The sequence below is a fragment of the Hoeflea sp. AS16 genome (assembly GCF_038900095.1).
Taxonomy (GTDB): domain Bacteria; phylum Pseudomonadota; class Alphaproteobacteria; order Rhizobiales; family Rhizobiaceae; genus Hoeflea.
In genome coordinates, this window is sequence record NZ_JBBMQQ010000004.1 from 52,757 (window position 1) to 72,301 (window position 19,545).

Annotated in this window: 14 protein-coding genes and 1 tRNA gene; 10 read left to right on the forward strand and 5 right to left on the reverse strand. The window is 62.9% G+C overall.

What is annotated here, in order from left to right; all coding sequences use genetic code 11:
* Positions 1-82: 82 nt before the first annotated feature.
* Together smc and WNY80_RS11645 are read left to right on the forward strand one after the other, a co-directional pair.
* Positions 83-3,547: a chromosome segregation protein SMC gene (gene smc, locus WNY80_RS11640; protein WP_342887553.1), complete on the forward strand. Its 3,465-nt coding sequence runs from the start codon at positions 83-85 to the stop codon at positions 3,545-3,547.
* Positions 3,548-3,703: 156 nt separating this feature from the next.
* Positions 3,704-4,651 (forward strand): alpha/beta hydrolase, encoded by a 948-nt coding sequence (locus WNY80_RS11645; RefSeq protein WP_342887554.1) that lies wholly within the window; start codon positions 3,704-3,706, stop codon positions 4,649-4,651.
* A gap of 33 nt (positions 4,652-4,684) precedes the next feature.
* Here WNY80_RS11645 and WNY80_RS11650 read toward each other — a convergent pair whose 3' ends face one another.
* Positions 4,685-5,827 (reverse strand): DegT/DnrJ/EryC1/StrS aminotransferase family protein, encoded by a 1,143-nt coding sequence (locus tag WNY80_RS11650; RefSeq protein WP_342887555.1) that lies wholly within the window; start codon positions 5,825-5,827, stop codon positions 4,685-4,687.
* Between the two features lie 457 nt (positions 5,828-6,284).
* Between WNY80_RS11650 and ppdK the strand changes: the two genes are divergently transcribed.
* Positions 6,285-8,957, forward strand: a complete 2,673-nt coding sequence (gene ppdK / locus WNY80_RS11655) for a pyruvate, phosphate dikinase (RefSeq protein WP_342887556.1) — start codon at positions 6,285-6,287, stop codon at positions 8,955-8,957.
* Between the two features lie 176 nt (positions 8,958-9,133).
* Complete coding sequence (locus tag WNY80_RS11660; RefSeq protein WP_342887557.1) at positions 9,134-10,222, forward strand: YeeE/YedE family protein; 1,089 nt, start codon at positions 9,134-9,136, stop codon at positions 10,220-10,222.
* Here the strand turns inward: WNY80_RS11660 and WNY80_RS11665 are convergent.
* The 3 genes from WNY80_RS11665 to WNY80_RS11675 all read right to left on the reverse strand — a co-directional run bounded on the left by WNY80_RS11665 (position 10,206) and on the right by WNY80_RS11675 (position 12,393).
* On the reverse strand, positions 10,206-10,625 hold the full coding sequence (locus WNY80_RS11665) for a DUF126 domain-containing protein (protein ID WP_342887558.1): 420 nt from the start codon (positions 10,623-10,625) through the stop codon (positions 10,206-10,208). The genes WNY80_RS11660 and WNY80_RS11665 overlap by 17 nt on opposite strands.
* A complete protein-coding gene (locus tag WNY80_RS11670; protein WP_342887984.1) occupies positions 10,622-11,869 on the reverse strand; it encodes an aconitase X catalytic domain-containing protein in 1,248 nt (415 codons plus the stop codon). Before WNY80_RS11670 ends, WNY80_RS11665 begins: the two co-directional genes overlap by 4 nt.
* Positions 11,870-11,940: 71 nt before the next feature.
* Positions 11,941-12,393: a hypothetical protein gene (locus tag WNY80_RS11675; RefSeq protein ID WP_342887559.1), complete on the reverse strand. Its 453-nt coding sequence runs from the start codon at positions 12,391-12,393 to the stop codon at positions 11,941-11,943.
* Positions 12,394-12,573: 180 nt separating this feature from the next.
* Between WNY80_RS11675 and WNY80_RS11680 the strand changes: the two genes are divergently transcribed.
* Complete coding sequence (locus WNY80_RS11680; protein ID WP_342887560.1) at positions 12,574-13,491, forward strand: DUF1499 domain-containing protein; 918 nt, start codon at positions 12,574-12,576, stop codon at positions 13,489-13,491.
* Between the two features lie 7 nt (positions 13,492-13,498).
* Here the strand turns inward: WNY80_RS11680 and WNY80_RS11685 are convergent, their stop codons facing one another.
* Positions 13,499-14,407, reverse strand: coding sequence for an MBL fold metallo-hydrolase (locus tag WNY80_RS11685; protein WP_342887561.1), 909 nt, complete (start codon positions 14,405-14,407; stop codon positions 13,499-13,501).
* 172 nt (positions 14,408-14,579) lie between these two features.
* On the opposite strand from WNY80_RS11685, the gene WNY80_RS11690 reads away from it, so the two are divergent.
* From WNY80_RS11690 to WNY80_RS11710, 5 genes are all read left to right on the forward strand, one after another.
* Positions 14,580-15,161 carry a biotin transporter BioY gene (locus tag WNY80_RS11690; RefSeq protein WP_342887562.1) on the forward strand — a complete coding sequence of 194 codons (582 nt, stop codon included), beginning with the start codon at positions 14,580-14,582 and terminating at the stop codon, positions 15,159-15,161.
* 224 nt (positions 15,162-15,385) lie between these two features.
* Positions 15,386-15,459: transfer RNA gene (locus tag WNY80_RS11695), tRNA-Gln, on the forward strand.
* Between the two features lie 136 nt (positions 15,460-15,595).
* Positions 15,596-16,261, forward strand: a complete 666-nt coding sequence (locus WNY80_RS11700; RefSeq protein WP_342887563.1) for a molecular chaperone TorD family protein — start codon at positions 15,596-15,598, stop codon at positions 16,259-16,261.
* A 105-nt stretch (positions 16,262-16,366) separates the two neighbouring features.
* Positions 16,367-16,564 carry a twin-arginine translocation signal domain-containing protein gene (locus tag WNY80_RS11705; RefSeq protein WP_342887564.1) on the forward strand — a complete coding sequence of 66 codons (198 nt, stop codon included), beginning with the start codon at positions 16,367-16,369 and terminating at the stop codon, positions 16,562-16,564.
* 53 nt (positions 16,565-16,617) lie between these two features.
* A complete protein-coding gene (locus WNY80_RS11710; RefSeq protein ID WP_342887565.1) occupies positions 16,618-19,536 on the forward strand; it encodes a formate dehydrogenase subunit alpha in 2,919 nt (972 codons plus the stop codon).
* Positions 19,537-19,545: the final 9 nt, after the last annotated feature.

Genomic DNA, 19,545 nt, shown 5'->3' on the forward strand with positions numbered 1-19,545 from the left:
TAAGACCCATCAATCCCTTGCGAGTGCTTCGCAAGGGATGCTTTGCTGTGCCGATGAATAGCTGTGACCGGGAGCCCCGGTCATGAAATTCACCAAGCTGCGTGTTCTGGGCTTCAAGTCCTTCGTCGAACCGACCGAATTCGTCATTGAGCGTGGCCTGACCGGAGTGGTCGGGCCCAATGGCTGCGGCAAGTCCAATCTCGTCGAGGCCATGCGCTGGGTGATGGGCGAGAACTCCTACAAGAACATGCGCGCATCGGGCATGGATGACGTCATTTTCTCGGGCTCGGGCAACCGCCCGGCGCGCAACACCGCCGAAGTCGGCCTCTACCTCGACAATTCCGACCGCACCGCCCCTGCCGCCTTCAACGATTCAGATGAAATCCAGGTCACCCGCCGCATCGAGCGGGAGTCCGGTTCCGTCTACCGCATCAACGGCAAGGAAGCCCGCGCCAAGGATGTGCAGCTGCTCTTCGCCGACGCCTCGACCGGCGCCCGTTCGCCCTCGATGGTCGGGCAGGGGCGTATTGGCGAGCTGATCCAGGCCAAGCCGCAGGCGCGCCGGCAACTGCTCGAAGAAGCGGCCGGTATTTCCGGCCTGCATTCGCGCCGTCACGAGGCTGAACTGAGGCTGCGTGCCGCCGAAACCAATCTCGAGCGTCTCGATGACGTGACCTCGGAGCTGGAATCCCAGGTCGAAAGCCTCAAGCGTCAGGCCCGTCAGGCCAACCGCTTCAAGATCCTTTCGGCTGAAGTCCGCCAGGCCGAGGCCACGCTGCTGCATTTGCGCTGGTCGCTCGCCAAGGGCCAGGAAGGCGAAGCCGAAAGTGCGCTCGCCCAGGCCACGTCGCGCGTCGCCGAACTGGCCCAGGCGCAGATGGAAGCGGCCAAGAACCAGGCCGTCGCCGCGCACAAATTGCCCGAGCTGCGCGATGCCGAGGCCGCCGCGGCAGCAGCCTTGCAGCGCCTGCAGATCGCCCGCACCCAGATCGACGAGGAAGCCGAGCGCATTGCCCGCCGCCGCGAGGAACTCGACCGCCGCATGGTGCAGCTCAAGGCCGACATCGAGCGCGAGGAACGCCTGATTGCCGACAATGCCGGCGTCATGCAGCGGCTTTCCGAGGAAGAGGCCGAGCTCAACACAGCGCTCGAAGGCAGCGGCGAAAGATCCGCTGTCTTGAAAGCAGCCTTCGAGGCGGCGCAGGCAAAGCTCGCCGAAAGTGAAACCTCGCTCGGCGTGGTTACCGCTGAACGGGCCGAAGCCGCCGCCGAACGCACGCAGCTTGAGCGCGTCATCCGCGAGGCCAGCGAGCGCAAGGCCCGGCTGGACCGGCAGATCGCCAGCCAGGATGCCGATCTTGCAGGCATTGCCGAACGGATTGCCGGACTTCCCGATCCGGCCGCCAAACGCCGTGACAGCGAGATCGCCGAAAAGGCGCTTGCCGATGCTGAAAAGGCACTGGCTGAAATCGAGACAGCGCTCGAGGCCGCACGCGAAGCCGAAACCGCCGCGCGCCAGCCGGTGACAGAAGCCAAGGCCCGGCTCAATGCCATCGAAACCGAGGCCAAGACCATCGCCCGCATGCTCAATGCCGGCCAGGGCTCGGATCTGTTTCCGCCGGTGGTCGAGCAGATCAAGGTGGATCGCGGCTACGAGACCGCCCTTGGCGCAGCACTTGGCGATGATCTCGATTTGCCGCTCGATCCGGCAGCCCCGGCCCATTGGGCGAAGATGCAGGCGACCGGTGACGATGCGGCCCTGCCTGATGGTGTCACGCCGCTGTCGACCCATGTGCGTGCGCCTGAAGAACTCGCCCGCCGTCTTGCCCATATCGGGCTCGTGGCCGATGCCGAGCACGGCAAGGCGCTGCATGGATCGCTCAAGCCCGGTCAACGTCTGGTCACCCGAGACGGGGCAGTCTTCCGCTGGGACGGCTATGTGGCTTCCGCCGATGCGCCGACACCCGCCGCACTCAGGCTCGAGCAGAAGAACCGTCTGGCGGAACTCAACGAGGAAGCCGTCGAAGCCACTAGGGTGCTGCGCCAGGTCGAAGAGGCGCTCGCGCAATGCGAGGCTGCGGTCGTCGCCCGTGTCAACGAAAGCCGTGCCGCGCGGGACCTGATCCGCGACACCAGCAAGAATGTCAGCCTTGCCCGCGATGAACTGGCAAGTGCGGAGCGGGCTTCAGGCGAACTGTCCAACCGCAGGGCGGTGCTGACCGAATCCCGCGCCCAGGTCGGGGCGCAACTGGCCGAGACCGTGGAGGCGCTCGAACAGGCGCAGCAATCGCTCAAGGCCTGTCCTGATCTTGCCGGGCTCGATGCCGCGCTCACCCAGATCAACGCCCAGGTCGCCACTGATCGCGGTGGCCTGGCCGAGGCTCGCGCCGCCCACGAAGGGTTGGAGCGGGAGAATGCCGCACGGGCGCGCAGGCTCGAGGCGATCGCCGCCGAACGGGCCAACTGGCTTGAGCGTGCCGCCAACGCCGAGAACCACCTTGCAGCACTTGCCGCCCGTTCGGCGGAGGCCGCCGCGGAAGTTGCTGGAATCGCCGAGGCGCCGGACGAAATCGCCGCTCGCCGGCGGCAGCTGATGCATCAGCTTTCCGAAGCCGAAAAGCGCCGCCAGGAAGCAGCCGATGCACTGGCGCTTGCCGAGACCAAGTCCCGCGAGGCCGACAAGATTGCCACCGAGGCGATCGGCGCGCTGTCGCAGGGCCGTGAGGTGCGCGGCCGTGCCGAAGAACGGCTGATGGCCGCAAGGGAGCGCCGCGAGGAAGGCGAGGCCCGCATCCGCGAAGCGCTCAATTGCGAGCCGCACGAAGCCATGCGCCACACCGGCCTGGCCGCTGACGCCACCTTGCCCGATCCGGCCCAGGTCGAGCGCAATCTCGAACGTCTCAAGATCGAGCGCGAACGGCTGGGCGCGGTCAATCTGCGTGCCGAGGAAGAGCAGACCGAACTCTCCGACCGGCTCAACCTGATCATAACCGAGCGCGAAGACATCATAGACGCCATCAAGAAGCTGCGCGCCGGCATCCAGAGCCTCAACAAGGAAGGCCGCGACCGTCTGCTGGTTGCCTTCGATATCGTCAACGCCCAGTTCCAGCGTCTGTTCACCCATCTCTTCGGCGGCGGCACGGCGGAACTGCAGCTCATTGAATCCGACGATCCGCTCGAAGCCGGCCTCGAAATTCTCGCCCGTCCGCCCGGCAAGAAGCCGCAGACCATGACGCTGCTTTCGGGCGGCGAACAGGCGCTGACTGCAATGGCGCTGATCTTCGCGGTGTTTTTGACCAACCCGGCGCCGATCTGCGTGCTCGACGAGGTCGATGCGCCGCTCGACGACCACAATGTCGAGCGCTACTGCAACCTGATGGACGAAATGGCAGCCTCTACCGAGACCCGCTTCGTCATCATCACCCACAACCCGATCACCATGGCCCGCATGAACCGTCTGTTCGGCGTCACCATGGCCGAGCAGGGGGTGAGCCAGCTGGTCTCGGTCGACCTGCAGACGGCCGAGCAGTTGAGAGACGCCGGCTGACCCGGAGTTGAACCGGCGTGCAGTTGTGCCTGCTGTGCTCATGTCACAACCCGGCCTGCGAACGGATTGACCGCCTTATTCCCGTTGTCGATACTTGGGCCCACCGGCCATGAGGCATCATTGCCCTCTAACGCCGGACAGCGGGGGGCTTGTCTGATGTCTGTCATAATCGCGGTGTTGATTGGCCTATTTCTACTGCTGGGCCTGTGCTGGCTCTGGTCGCAAAAGCTTGCTGCGATTGCGGAGAAAACAGTCCCGCAGGCAGGTGAAATCCTGCCGGTGAGCGGAGGCGCTGTTCACTACACCGACCACGGACCGCGCGACGGCCAGACGCTGGTGCTGATCCACGGTCTTGCCGGCAGCATGCACAATTTCACCTATGCGCTGGTCGAGCAGTTGTCACCCGACTACAGGGTGATCACCATCGACAGGCCAGGAACCGGGTATTCCACCCGTGACAACGATGATCTCGCGGCCTTGCCCGCCCAGGCGCGCATGATCGGCGAATTCCTCGACAAGCTTGGTGTGGAAAAACCGGTTCTCGTCGGCCATTCCCTCGGCGGCGCGCTGTCGCTGGCAATGGCGCTTGATCGCAAGCAGAGGATCGGGGCACTGGCTCTTCTCAGCCCCCTGACCGCTGTCATGCCGGCACCACCGGCAGTGTTCAAACCCCTGGTGGTCCGCTCCGCGGTATTGCGCCGCCTGATCGGGCATACCATTGCAGCGCCGGTTGCCCGTCTGACCAGTGACACGGTGGTTACCCAGGTCTTCGCGCCCGAGAAGGGGCCCGCCGACTTCATGGCCAGGGGCGGCGGTATTCTCGGCTTGCGGCCTGCATCCTTCATCGCCGCCTCGGCGGATCTGCACGGCGTGACACTGTCGATGCCGGAGCAGACGGTGCGGTATGCGTCGGAGCTCGATGTCCCCGGCGGCATTCTGTTCGGCAGCGACGACCAGCTGCTGTCGCCCCAACAGCACGGGCGGTCGATGCAGGCTTATGGTCTTCACTACGAGGAACTGCCGGGGCGCGGACACATGATACCGGTCACCGCCCCCGGGGCCTGCGCCGATTTCATCCGGCGCATGGCTGCTATCGCACGCTAGACGGGTGCTGGACCGCTGCCGCCAGCGGCGGTGCTACAACGCAGAAATCAGGGCTGAAACCACCCGGTCCTGGGTGTCTTCGTCGAGATAGGGATGCATCGGCAGGCTGAGCACGCATTGAGAAAGCATGTCGGTGACCGGCAGGCTGCCGCCTGCAATCCCGTACTGGCTGTAGGCGTCCTGACGGTGCAGCGGCTTGGCGTAATACACCGCTGTTGGGATGCCTTCCTGCTTCATGCTGGCCTGGATCGCCGCGCGGTCTGCACCTTCGGGCAGCTTGATTGTGTATTGCGCCCAGACCGACTGCAGCCCGTCAGGCACCTTCGGCATTGCCACATGGCCTTCAAGCAACGCTTTGTAGCGGGCGGCAATCCGGTTGCGCGCCTCGATTTCGTCGTCAAAGATCGCCAGCTTCTCGATCAGGATAGCCGCCTGCATCGTATCAATGCGGCCGGTCATGCCGATGCGCACATTGTCATACTGGTTTGCGCCCTTGCCGTGAAACAGGATCGAGCGCAGGGTCTCGGCAAGCTCTGCATCATCGGTGAAGATTGCGCCGCCGTCGCCATAGGCGCCCAGCGGCTTGGCCGGAAAGAAGCTGGTCGCCGTTGCCATCGCAAGTGTGCCGACCCGGCGGTTGTGATAGCGCGCGCCATAAGCCTGCGCGCCGTCGCCCAGGATCCACAGCCCTTCGCGCGCGGCGATTTTTGACACGGCATCGTAATCGGCGGGAAGTCCGAACAGATCGACCGGAATGACGCCGACCGGTTCCTGTCCGGCCTCTCTTGCGGCTGCGATGGCGATTTCGAGCGAGGCCGGGTCCATGTTGAATGTTTCTGCGTCGACATCGACGAACCAGATATGCGCACCAAGCCAGGCCACCACTTCAGCCGTCGCGACAAATGTGAAGGCCGGGCAGAAGATCGCCTGGCCGGGACGGACGTTCTTGGCCATCAGCACCATTGCCAGCGCATCGGTGCCCGACGAGCAGGCGATTGCATGCTGTGCGCCGCTGTGGGCTGCAAGCTGCGCCTCAAGCTCGGCGACTTCAGGCCCCATGATGAATTGCCCGTGGTCCAGAACTCCGGCGATCGCCGCATCAATGCGGTCACGGATACGCGCCTTCTGAGCGCCGAGATCGACGAAGGGAACCGGTGCGCGGGATACAGACGACATGCTTGCGTGCCTCCGGGCTCAAACGAATATCGAATCTGGCCGCGAGCCCAAGAGCAGCCGGATTTTTTTACCCTGTTAAAGCCCTGCTGCGGCCGGGTCCATACGTCAATCTGCACCCCGGTGTCGATTGTGCGGTTGCCACAATCACTTTGCGTTGCCTTTGGTGATGCGCCGTGAGAGTTGATTCGCGCCGATAACGCTCGGAAAACGGCTGTCTGCGCGCATTCTGCCGCACTGCGTCATACGCGCAACAATCTGAACACCATCCTTGTGTGTTGGATCGATTTAGTCGCCGTTTCGGCCAAATTGCGCATTGTATTTCGTTCGTCATACGCTTAGCACCCCAGTCAAGGTTATTGAAAACAGCGTCTTGCCGGATCGGCAACCGCCCGGGAAGCCGGGTTTGGGTGTCACTTTCCGGCGGCGGTGAAGGTTGCTGACGAGGGAAGGTCAAGTGATGACGAAGTGGGTCTACACTTTTGGAGACGGGCAGGCCGAAGGCTCCGCCGCTGATCGCAATCTGTTGGGCGGCAAGGGCGCAAACCTTGCCGAAATGTGCAATCTCGGCCTTCCGGTGCCGCCGGGACTGACCATCACCACCGAAGCCTGCGTCTGGTACTATGACAACGGCCGCAAGATGCCTGACGGACTGGAAGCCGCGGTGACCGATGCCCTGGTCCAGGTCGGAGCCATTGCGGGTCGCGCCTTTGGCGATCCGGAAAAACCGTTGCTGCTGTCGGTCCGCTCCGGCGCCCGCGCCTCAATGCCCGGCATGATGGACACGGTGCTCAATCTCGGCCTCAACGACGAGACGGTTCTTGCCGTTGCCCGCGATTCCGGCGACGAGCGTTTTGCCTTCGACAGCTACCGCCGCTTCATCCAGATGTATGCCGATGTGGTCATGGGCCTCGACCACGAGGTCTTCGAGGAGATCCTCGAAGACGAGAAGGCGCGTCTCGGCCATGAACTCGACACCGATGTCACCGCAGCCGAATGGCGCGAGATCATTGCTCGCTACATGGCGATCATCGAGGAAGAACTCGGCGTTCCGTTCCCGCAGGATCCGCATCAGCAGCTCTGGGGCGCCATCGGCGCCGTCTTTGCCAGCTGGATGAATGCCCGCGCCATCACCTATCGCCAGCTGCACGATATTCCGGCCTCCTGGGGCACCGCGGTCAATGTCCAGGCCATGGTGTTCGGCAATCTCGGCGATCAGTCCGCCACCGGCGTGGCCTTTACCCGCAATCCCTCGACGGGCTCCAACGAGCTTTATGGCGAGTTCCTCGTCAACGCCCAGGGCGAGGACGTCGTGGCCGGTATCCGCACGCCGCAATCGATCACCGAAGCCGCCCGCATCGAAGCCGGTTCCGACCGGCCTTCGCTCGAAAAGCTGATGCCCGAGGCCTTTGCCGAGTTCCTCGCCATCTGCGACCGGCTCGAGCGCCATTACCGCGACATGCAGGATCTCGAATTCACCATCCAGGCAGGCAAGCTGTGGATGCTGCAGACCCGGTCCGGCAAGCGCACCGCCAAGGCGGCCTTGAAGATTGCTGTCGACATGGCCGCCGAAGGTCTGATCTCCCGCGAAGAAGCGGTCATGCGCATTGATCCCGCTTCGCTCGACCAGCTTCTGCATCCAACCATCGATCCGCATGCGACACGCGATATCATCGGCTCCGGCTTGCCGGCCTCACCGGGGGCTGCCACCGGCGAGATCGTCTTCACCTCTGAAGAAGCTGTTGAAGCGGCAAAGACCGGCCGCAAGGTCATTCTGGTGCGGGTGGAAACCAGCCCGGAAGACATTCACGGTATGCATGCCGCCGAAGGCATTCTCACCTCGCGCGGCGGCATGACCAGCCACGCCGCCGTTGTCGCCCGCGGCATGGGCACACCCTGCGTGTCCGGCGCAGGCGGATTGCGCATCGATGCGCGCAACGGCACGCTTGTCTCTCTCGGCGCAACGCTCAAGGCCGGCGACGTCATCACGCTGGACGGCTCCACCGGCCAGGTGCTCAAGGGCGCCGTGGCCATGCTGCAGCCTGAACTCTCCGGCGATTTCGGCCTGATCATGGAATGGGCCGACGCCACCCGGCGGATGAAGGTCCGCACCAATGCCGAAACTCCGGCCGACGCCCGCGCGGCGCGCTCATTCGGTGCCGAGGGCATCGGCCTGTGCCGCACCGAGCACATGTTCTTCGACGGCGACCGCATCACCGCCATGCGCGAAATGATCCTGGCGGATGCCGAGGATGGGCGGCGCACGGCACTGGCGAAACTGTTGCCGATGCAGCGTTCCGACTTCATCGAGCTGTTCGAGATCATGAAGGGCCTGCCGGTCACCATACGTTTGCTCGACCCGCCACTGCACGAGTTCTTGCCCAAAACCGATGAAGAGATCGCCGAAGTGGCGAGCATCATCGGGGTGTCTGTCGAAAAGCTCAGCCAGCGCGTCGACGAACTGCACGAGTTCAACCCGATGCTCGGCCATCGTGGTTGCCGTCTGGCCATTTCCTATCCGGAAATTGCCGAAATGCAGGCCCGCGCCATCTTTGAAGCCGCGGTCGAAGCTGCCAAGTCCACCGGCGCGCCGGTTGTGCCGGAAATCATGGTGCCGCTGGTCGGCCTTCGCGAGGAGCTCGATTTCGTCAAGGCGCGGATCGATGCCGTGGCGCGTGAAGTCATCGGCGAGGCTGGTGTCGACATCACCTATCTCGTCGGCACCATGATCGAATTGCCGCGTGCCGCCATCCGCGCGCATGCAATTGCGGAAGTGGCGGAGTTCTTCTCCTTCGGTACCAACGACCTGACCCAGACCACCTTCGGCATCTCGCGCGATGATGCGTCCTCCTTCCTGATGACCTACCAGCAAAAGGGCATCATCGAGCAGGATCCTTTCGTCACGCTCGATATCGACGGCGTCGGCGAGCTGGTTCGCATCGCATCCGACAAGGGCAGGGCGACCCGGCCCGATATCAAGCTCGGCATCTGCGGTGAACACGGCGGCGATCCGGCATCGGTGCGCTTCTGCGACTCCATCGGGCTTGATTATGTCAGTTGCTCGCCGTTCCGCGTGCCGATCGCACGCCTTGCCGCTGCGCAGGCGGCGATCGAGAAAACCCGTAACGCCTGACCGGTTCCCGGTTCTGGGGCAGAGTACGGGCAAATTGGCTTCGAGGATTCCGGTTCCAACAATCCGGAGTTCCTGAGAACAATAAACCAATTCCGGCGTCCGGGCTGTAACTCCGGACCCTGCCAGCGGTCTCCATGGATTGTATTTTGCAGATACAATCCATGGAGACTGATGCAATGGACCTCGTCCCTCTGATCGACCTTATCGGCGAGCCGCAAACAGCACTTGTTGGCGGCCTTGTCCTCGGACTGGCCTTCGGCGTTTTCGCCCAGCGCAGCCGCTATTGCACCCGCTCGGCGGTTTTGTCCGTCATGGGCGAAAGCGATCTCAAGCCGTTCGCCACCTGGGCCGCCGGCTTTGCCGCCGCCATACTTGCCGTGCAGCTGTTGCTCGGCGCTGACATGATCGATGTCGCCGAAACCCGCTTCTTCTCGACCGCGCAGAGCCTGTCCGGCGCGATCATCGGCGGCCTCCTGTTCGGAACCGGCATGGTGCTTGCGCGCGGCTGCGTCTCGCGGCTTCTGGTGCTCGGAGCGTCAGGCAACCTGCGCGGCGTCTTTTCCATTGCCATCATCGCGGTAACCGCGCTTGCGACCTACAGCGGTGTGCTCGTGCCGCTGCGCGATGGCATTGGCGGTCTGTGGAACACGGCTGCAATCGGCGGCAATGATCTGCTGGTCCACGCCGATCTCGAGCGCTGGGCCGGTATTGCCCTGGGCCTGGCGCTGGCCGTTGTCGCCATCGGCTTTGCGCTCAAGGCGAAGCTGTCGCTCTGGCGGCTGTTTGGCGGCGTCATGATCGGCCTGACTGTCGCGGCTGGCTGGTATTTCACCTGGCAGCTCTCCACCCAGGTCTTTGATCCGATCCAGGCCGAAAGCCTGTCCTTCATCCGTCCGCTTGCCACCACCGGTGAACTGGCGCTTGAGAGTGGGTTTGCCGGGCTCGATCAGGGCGTTCTGCTTGGCGCGATCATCGGTGCATTTGTCGCCGCACTGCTCTCGGGCGAATTCCGCATCTCGACTTTCTCCGAGCCGGGTGTGCCGTCGGTCTGGCGCTACGCTGCAGGCTCGGTGCTGATGGGCTTTGGCGGCATTCTCGCTGTTGGTTGCACCATCGGTGCCGGTCTCACCGGCGGTTCGGTGCTGGCAGTCTCGTCACTGCTCGGCCTGGGCTCGATGATCACAGGTGCTGCGCTGACCCAGCTTTTGCTGCGCTCGGTTGCAAGCCGGCAGACCGAATCTGCCGCGATCATGGCTGCGGAGTAACAACAACCTTGTCCGCCCCGGCTTTGACCAGGAGCCGGGGCAGGGCGGACAGTTTCTGCCACTCTGCTTTGTTCCGGATCGCCACCACCGGACAATCAATCCCGTACAGCATCTGCGCCACCAGTGCGCCCGTGGTGATGATGGCGTCTTCATCCAGCAGGACGAGCGCCGCCGGCGCGGTGCCGAGCCGGATTGCTTCAGCCAGCACCGACGCGCCCGACGACGATCCGCGTCCACGTTCCATGAACAGGATCGTACCGCTGAGGCAGGCGCCATGCTGCGGATGAAACCGGTCGATCACCTTGCCGCTGGCGCTGTCAAAGCCGCCCCAGAAGCTCAGCGGATCATCAAGCTTCAAGCCGTCCCCTTGAGCCGTTCCCTGGACCAGGCAGCGCGCGCTCATGCCCGCACCACCCGTCCGGCCTTGGCCGACAAAACCGTATCTGCCAGCGTGCCGAAGGCGACGTCGATGCCGAGATTGCCCGGCGCGTAATAGGCCCATTTGCCCGAATTGGTCATCACTGCTCCTGACAGATCCCGGATGATCGATGTCACATAGGTGCAGGTATCGACCACGACCGTTACTCCTGCGTCTTCAAGGCGTTGCGCGCGCCCGTCGGCGTTGAGCCTTTCCCATTCATGCCGCCCGGTGTTGACATAGATAGGCACCGCGAAAGGCGCGAGGTCGAGCATCGGCATCAGCCGGTCAAACTCCGTCAGTGAAAAATGCGGTGTCCCGAGAGCCACGGCTGTCAGCGGGGTGCCATCCGTGACCGTGCTGAGACTGGCCAGAATGCCGGAGATGTCTTGCTGCTCCAGCCGTATAACCACCGGCGCATCCTCTCCGCCGGTCGCCGTTTCCAGGTCAGGGGCTTCAGGGGTGAGGCCGACGGCGTGGAACATGGCGACACTGCCCGAGGAAGCTGCAGCCGCACCGAGGGCCTTGAGATCGTCTTCGCTGGTACAGTCAGGCAGACCAGTGATCGCGGCAATCGTGTCGCCGCATTCCCTGCCGACGACGAGGCCCGCTGCCACCGCTATTCCCCCGGCCTCATCCGCACCGGCACCGGTAAGCCCCGACATCTCGACAACCGCGCGCGCGCGGCGGTTCTCGCTCCTGTGCAGCCCGTAATCCGGCACCCGGCCGGTGAGCGCACAAGCCAGGTCAATGAAATCGCCATAACGGTTGGTGCGTGCACCGATGACGGAATTGGCAAACACGATGGCGTTGGATTCGGCCCAAGCCAGCTGATCTCCGAGCCGGGGTCTGAGCAAGGTCTGGTAGGGTGCGCAGGTGAAACTTGGCGTGCAGCCAAGCTCGATATGGGCTTCCATCAGCCGCTTGCCCGCAGCGCCAAGAGCGGCGTCACCGATGAACAGTTCGGGATGAATGAGATCGACCGAGCCGACACTGAGCGTCGTGGGGACTTTGACGCGGCCTTCAAGCGCCACGAACCGCTCGACAAAATCGAGGCTCGCCTGCCCGTGATACAGGCATCCGTCGACATGGGAACTGGCGCAGGGCAGCAAGCGTTCGGCACCAACAGCTTCGGCGAATTTCAGCACAAGCCCCAGTGCGTCCGCCGCAGCGCGGCCATGATCTCCATTGATGATCTCGCGATCAGTTGCACTCAATTGCACTGCCAGTCTCCGTCGCCCGTGTTGCGGCGGCGAGACTAGCCGCTAAAGGCTGGCCACAAAAGGCTTCAACCCGGCAATCAGAGTTTTTCCAGCACGGCCACGAAGGCCCTGGCGAATTGCACCAGGCCCGCCGTCGCTTCGTCGGCTTCAGTGGTCTCGACCCGCTCGCCGCCGGCGCTGAGCAACACAAGGCCGAAACGCCCGCCATTGTCACGCGAGAGGCAGACAACCGCGATCCGTTGCGCGTCATCCACGAGCCCGGAGGCGGGCAGGTCGAACAGGAATTCGCCACCGATCACCTTTGCGGCATCGCGCACTGCGTCGGCAAAGCCGCGATCGGCGATGTCGCTGAGATCGAGCGCCAGATCCAGCTCGACCAGGTCCAGTGCCAGCGGGGCAGGGTGCTTGGGCCGTTGGGCCTGTGCCGGATCCCCCGGAACGCCGGAAGACAGGGGCGAGCGCCCGGTGGCAGTCATGTTTACCGGCCGCGTCGGGCCGTAAACAGGCATGGTATGGGCGTCTGTCGTCATGGTGGATCTCCTTCCGAACCTGAAACCTGTCCGGTCTGATCTACCCCCCGGCATCAAGCGTTGCTTTCAAGCATGGCTGAAGTGAGGCGCTTGCCGCGGCAGCCATGAGCGGCTAATGAATTCAACCACAACCAGACGCGCATCCCGCGCTCCACCCGTCCCGGAGACCCTGGCCGCGCCATGCCCTTCCGTCCCGTCCGCCCTCACTCGATTGCCGCCGCCTGGTCGCGCAGGCTGGGCTGGTTTGCCCTTATGCTGGCATTGATGTCCCTGGTGCTGCACCGGATCGGCATGCTGGACATGCCCAATGCGATTGCTGCCATCCTGCTGGCGGCTTTCATTGCGGTGTTCGTGCTGGGCTTGTCGATGATCGGGTTTTTCATGCTCTGGCACATCGGCGCGAAAGGCGGCCATGCGTCGTTCAGCGGCATGGTCATGGCGCTGCTGATCCTGATTCCGGTCGGGCTTGCGGCCAGCCGTTTCGTCATGTTGCCGCGCATTCACGACATCTCGACTGATATTGCCAATCCGCCGGAATGGCTTGAAGAGCCGGAAATCAAACTATCGTGGATGCCGCGTTCCGACGGTTCGGATCCCGCCAAGCGCCGGTTGCAGGCCGGGGCCTATGCGCAAATCACCGGCCGCCGCTACGAAGGCGCCATCGACCGCGTGCTGGTCGCGGTTCAGGCCGTTGCGCAGGAGAAGAAGTGGACACCGGTGGCCAATGTCGGGGTCGAGGCCCTGGTCGATGGCCTTGAGCCAAATGCCGCGGGGAGCGCGGCCCAGGCCGGTGCCGTCGCCTCGAACGGCGAAGCAGACCCGGCCCGTGCGCCGTTGCCCGCGCCGCGGCCGGATATCGAGAACCAGCCGCTCGCCCCGCTGCCAGCATTTGCGCTGCTCCAGTACCAGACCAAAACGCTGATTCTCGGCATCCCGCTCGATATCCTCATCCGCCTGTCGGAAGAGGAAGAGACGACATTTGTCGACATGCGCGCGTCAACGCGCGACGGCGATCACGATCTTGGGCTGAATGCCAGTGTGATCCGGACGTTCCTGCGCGATCTGGACATCCGGTTGCTCGGGATAGCCGGCGGATAGTGACCGGTCAGGCGGGGCGGTATTCGCCGTGGATCGACGGAGGACCGTCGGTCACCACTTCACCCCGGCCAACCAGGTCTTCCAAATGAGCCAGCACCGACAGCGCCGCCGCACCATGCAGCCGCGGGTCGGTGTCGCGGTAGATTGCCTTGACCATGTCGGCAATCAGCCTGTCGCCTTTTTCGACACGGCCGAGCACGGCGCGTTCACGCATGATCCTGTGGGTTTTCAGCGCTCGGACAAACTGCTGCGGCTTCCGTACCGGGCCGCCGTGACCGGGCAGATAGGCGCGGTCGTCGCGTGCGGCCAGCATGTCGAGCGAGGCCATGAAATCGCTCATCGCCCCGTCCGGCGGCGCAATGATCGATGTCGCCCATGCCATCACGTGGTCGGCGGAAAATACCAGGCCGGTGCCGGTGAGCGCAAAGGCCGCGTGGTTGGCGGTGTGTCCCGGCGTATGCAGCGTTTCAATCGTCCAGCCGTCTCCTGAAACCACATGCCCGTGGTTTGCCGCGATGTCGGGGACAAAGTCCATGTCGGCACTTTCCTTAAGCGGGTTGACCTCGCCGGTATGGAGCGGACGCGCCGCCCGGTGCGGGCCTTCGGCAACCGTGATAGCCCCGGTCTCGGCCTTCAGCCGGGCGGCCAGTGGCGAATGATCCCGGTGGGTGTGGCTCACGAAGATATGGCTGACCGGACGACCGGCAATCGCAGCCAGCAAGGTGTCCCAGTGGCTATCGTCCTCCGGGCCGGGATCGATCACCGCAAGCGTGTCGCGCCCGACAATGTAGCTGTTGGTGCCATGGAAGGTCAGCGGCCCTGCGTTCGGTGCCGTCACCCGCAGAATGTCCTCGGCAACGGGCACTGCCTCGCCATGGGCGGGCACGAAAGTCTTGTCAAATTGCGGTTCGGTCACGCACGTCTCCGGTCTGGGGCTGAATCCGGCATGTCTTGCCGGGGCGGCGGCCCATTGTGGACGGCCATGGATTTGGGCCGGACTGTCTTGCTGTCGCGCGGCTAAGTCAATATACCGCTTCCAGTGAGCGGCTGCTTTGGTGCGCTCTTTCGAAATTTCTGGAGATTGAACCATGGCCACTGTCCCCGCCCGTTCGTTCGCGCAATCGCTTGCCCCTGAAGGTGCCGCCGCACGCTACGCCACCTATGGTGCGCTGGTGCTTTTCGGCAGCTTGCTGATTGCGGTTGCCGGCAAGATCACCGTTCCGTTCTGGCCGGTTCCTGCAACGCTTCAGACCCTGGCGATTTTTGTCATCGCCGCCGCCTTTGGCCGCAAGCTGGCGCTGGCGACCCTGGCAGCCTACCTGGTCGAAGGCGCAGCCGGCCTTCCGGTGTTCACCAATGGCGGTGGCCTGGCCTATTTCGCCGGCCCCACCACCGGATATCTTGCAGGCTTCGTCATCGCCGCCGGCCTGACCGGCTGGGCCGCGGACAACGGACTTGACCGCAACGCCTTCAAGCTCTTCATCGTCAACCTGGCTGGCACTGCAACCATCCTTCTGCTGGGGGCTGCCTGGATCGCCATTGCTTTCGGCACCGAAAAGGCACTGGCCTGGGGCGTCGGCCCGTTCATCGCAACCGACGTGATCAAGGCAGCACTTGCCGCAGCGATTGTTCCCGCCGGCTGGCAGATCGCCAACATGTTCCGGCGCTAACAGCCGAGACAGACCGCAAGGCCTTCGCGTGAAGGTCCTGTCGGACATAGAATTCGGAACCCGTGCGGCAGACCTGCCGCGCGGGTTTCTTTTCATGGTGGAAAATCCGCGATCAGTGCCGGTTTCCGCGCTTGTGATCGGTCGCGTCTTTTGCTATCCCCGCGGTGCTTCCGGGCGTTACCGGTTTGCGCCGGGCGAATGATCCGCTTGTCCGGATGAAGTGTTGGGGTATAGCCAAGCGGTAAGGCAGCGGTTTTTGGTATCGCCATCCCTGGTTCGAATCCAGGTACCCCAGCCACCTCTCTTGGTTCCATCTATCCCTCGAATTTCCTCGTTGCCGGTCTTCGCGGACGGCTCTGCCTGTGGCATTACGCGGGGCAAATCGCCGGGCGGTTCATGCGCGCCCGTGCTTGCGGCTTGATTGTTGCCGGCGAATGCGAATTGCATTGATTTGGAAACGGAAAAATGGTCTCATCTGGCAAAGGAGGCGGCGCGCGTTGACTCAGAAAGCTCTTTCGATAGATCCGGTTGATGAAGCAGATCAGTTGCGGGTGAATGTCTACAGGCTTCTTGCCCGGCTGCTGCGTGAGCCAGCTGATGACGCGCTTCTTGCACTTCTTTCCCAGATGACAGGTGACGGGTCCGAACTTGGTCAGGCGATCACGGATCTTTCGAGCGTTGCCTCCACGATAGGTCTTGAGGCCAGCCGTGATGAATACAACGTCCTGTTCATAGGCTTGGGGCGCGGAATACTGACCCCCTTCGGTTCCTACTATCTGACCGGATTCATGCACGAAAAGCCGTTGGCGCGGCTGCGCAACGATATGCGCCCGCTCGGCATCGCCCGCAGCGACGATGTCAAGGATCCCGAGGACCACATTGCCGCTCTGATGGAAATGATGGCCGGTCTGATCGATGGTAGCTTCGGCGCAGCACAACCGGTATCGGTGCAAAAGACGTTCTTCGACAGCCACGTTGGCAGTTGGGCGCCGCATTTTTTCAAGGATCTCGAAGCGTGTTCTTCAGCACGTTTCTACAAGCCTGTAGGTCGCATCGGCGGCCTGTTCATGGCAATTGAAGAGGGTGCGTTCGAGATGTAGGCCGCTGTTGCGGCGAGTGTTTTTGCAAGCGCGTATTGCAGTCTGGCACCGACATCCGGTCAGGCTGCTGCAGACGGTTCCGGATGTCGGAAAGTGGAGACCAAGATGAAGGCTAAAACAGAAGATGCCACGACTGACCGTCGCGGTTTTCTGAAGTTCGCCGGGCTGGGCACGATTGCCAGCGGCGCGGCCCTGGTCGCAGGCACTGCAAGTGAGGCAGCCGAAATTGCCGAACCGCAGGCGGGCGCCGGGTATCGGGAAACCGATCATATCAAGGCTTACTATGCCAGCACTCGGTTCTGAGGAGAACCATTGCTGATCGTCATTGCGACGGAATAAACCCAACGGAGGATGAAATGCTCAGGAAGAAGACAAATGGGGTTGCGCGAGGCCCCCGGCTGTCCTCGACGGTAGCAGAGCTTGGAGCGACGGCGATCGATCGCCGGACATTCCTGAAACGTTCGGGTCTCACCATTGGTGGGGCTGCAGCCATTTCCACGCTTTCGGGCGGAATGGTCAAGCGGGCGGAAGCTCAGACAGCCGCAGGCACCGGAAAAACCGAAACCAAGAAATCGGTCTGTACACATTGTTCAGTCGGTTGCACGGTGATTGCCGAGGTCGAAAACGGTGTCTGGACACGTCAGGCTCCTGGCTATGATTCTCCGTTCAACCTGGGTGCCCATTGCGCCAAGGGCGCATCGGTGCGCGAGCATGCCCATGGTGACCGGCGGCTGAAATATCCGATGAAGCTGGTCGGCGGCAAATGGCAGCGCGTCTCCTGGGACGACGCCATCAACGAGATCGGCGACAAGATGCTGGCGGTCCGCGAAGCCTCCGGACCGGATTCGGTCTACTGGCTCGGCTCGGCCAAGCACTCCAACGAACAGGCCTATCTGTTCCGCAAGTTCGCGGCCTACTGGGGGACGAACAACGTCGACCACCAGGCGCGCATTTGTCATTCGACCACGGTGTCAGGTGTTGCCAACACCTGGGGCTATGGCGCGATGACCAACTCCTACAACGACATCCACAATTCGAAGTCGATGATCCTCATCGGGTCCAACCCCGCTGAAGCGCATCCGGTGTCGCTGCTGCATCTTCTCAAGTGCAAGGAAGAAAACAACGCGCCGCTGATCGTTTGCGATCCCCGGTTTACCCGCACAGCCGCCCACGCCGACGAGTTCGTGCGGTTCCGGCCCGGCACCGACGTGGCGCTGATCTGGGGCATTCTCTACCATATTTTCGAGAATGGCTGGGAAGACAAGGAATACATCCGCACCCGCGTCTGGGGCATGGATCAGATCCGTGACGAGGTGAAGAAGTGGAACCCGGAAGAAGTCGAGCGGGTGACCGGAGTTCCCGGTTCGCAGCTTGAGCGGGTTGCCCGAACTCTCGCCAACAACCGACCCGGCACGCTGATCTGGTGCATGGGTGGCACGCAGCACTCGAACGGCTCTTCCAACACCCGGGCCTATTCGATCCTGCAGCTGGCGCTCGGAAATATCGGCACGTCGGGAGGCGGCGCCAACATTTTCCGTGGCCACGACAACGTGCAGGGCGCCACCGACCTTGGCGTGCTTGCCGACACCTTGCCGGGCTATTACGGCCTGACGGCAGGCGCTTACGCCCATTGGGCCCGCGTCTGGGGTGAAGACCTTGACTGGCTCAAGGGCCGCTTTGCCACCATGAAAGGCAAGGACGGAAAGAACAAGGCGATGATGAACGAGACCGGTATTCCGGTGTCGCGCTGGATCGACGGTGTTCTGGAAGCCAAGGAAAACCTCGATCAGCCCGACAACACCAAGGTCATGGTGTTCTGGGGTCATGCGCCGAACTCGCAGACCCGTCTGCCTGAAATGCAGAAGGCGATGGGAATGCTGGATCTGCTGGTCGTTGTTGACCCTTATCCGACAATGACAGCGGTACTTCAGGACCGCCAGGATGGCGTTTACCTGCTGCCGGCCTCGACCCAGTTCGAGACCTACGGTTCGGTGACGGCGTCTAACCGGTCCATCCAGTGGCGCGAGGCCGTGGTTGATCCGCTGTTTGAATCGCTGCCCGACCACACCATCATGTACAAGTTTGCCAAGAAATTCGGTTTTGAGGACCGGATGTTCCGCAACATCGAGGTCAACGGCGAAGAGCCGCTGGTCGAGGATATCACCCGCGAATGGAACCGCGGCATGTGGACCATCGGCATGACCGGGCAGTCGCCCGAGCGTCTGAAGTCGCACATGGAGCATCAGTACACCTTCGACAAGACCACCTTGCGTGGTGTCGGCGGGCCGCATGATGGTGAATTCTACGGCTTGCCCTGGCCTTGCTGGGGAACGCCCGAGATGAAGCACACGGGCTCGGCCAACCTCTACGATGTGTCGGTTCCGGTGGCCAAGGGCGGGATGGGTTTCCGTGCCCGCTTCGGCGTCGAACGCAACGGCGACAACCTGCTGGCGGAAGACAGCTGGCCGGTTGGATCCGAGATCGAGGACGGTTATCCCGAGTTCACCATGGCGATGCTCAAGGGCCTCGGCTGGGACAAGGACCTGACCGCGGAGGAGCTGGACACGATCAAGATGGTTGCCGGCTCCGACGATCCGGCGAAGATCGATGGAGTGAACTGGAAGGTCGACCTTTCCGGCGGTATCCAGCGCGTCGCGATCAAGCATGGCTGTGCGCCTTACGGCAACGCCAAGGCCCGTGCCGTGGTCTGGACCTTCCCCGATCCGGTACCGCTGCATCGCGAACCGCTCTATGCGCCCAATCGCGAACTCGTCGCCGACTATCCGACGATTGCCGACAAGACCTTCTGGCGTGTGCCGACGGCCTTCAAGTCGATCCAGGATGTCGATCACTCCAAGGACTACCCGATGATCATGACTTCGGGACGGCTGGTCGAATACGAGGGTGGCGGTGACGAAACCCGCTCCAACCCGTGGCTGGCCGAGTTGCAGCAGGACATGTTCGTCGAAATCAACACCTTCGACGCCAACAACCTGGGCATCAGGGATCGTGAAACGGTCTGGGTGCACAGCCCGTCCGGCGGCAAGATCAAGGTCATGGCCATGGTCACCGAACGGGTGGGCCGGGGCGTTGTCTTCTGTCCCTTCCATTTCGGTGGACAGTTCCAGGGTGTAGACCTGAGGGACAAATATCCTGAAGGGGCCGATCCGATCGTGCTTGGCGAAGCCAGTAACACTGCGCAGACCTACGGCTACGATATGGTCACCCAGATGCAGGAAACAAAAACCACGCTTTGCCGCGTCGAGCGGGCCTAGGGAGGATAC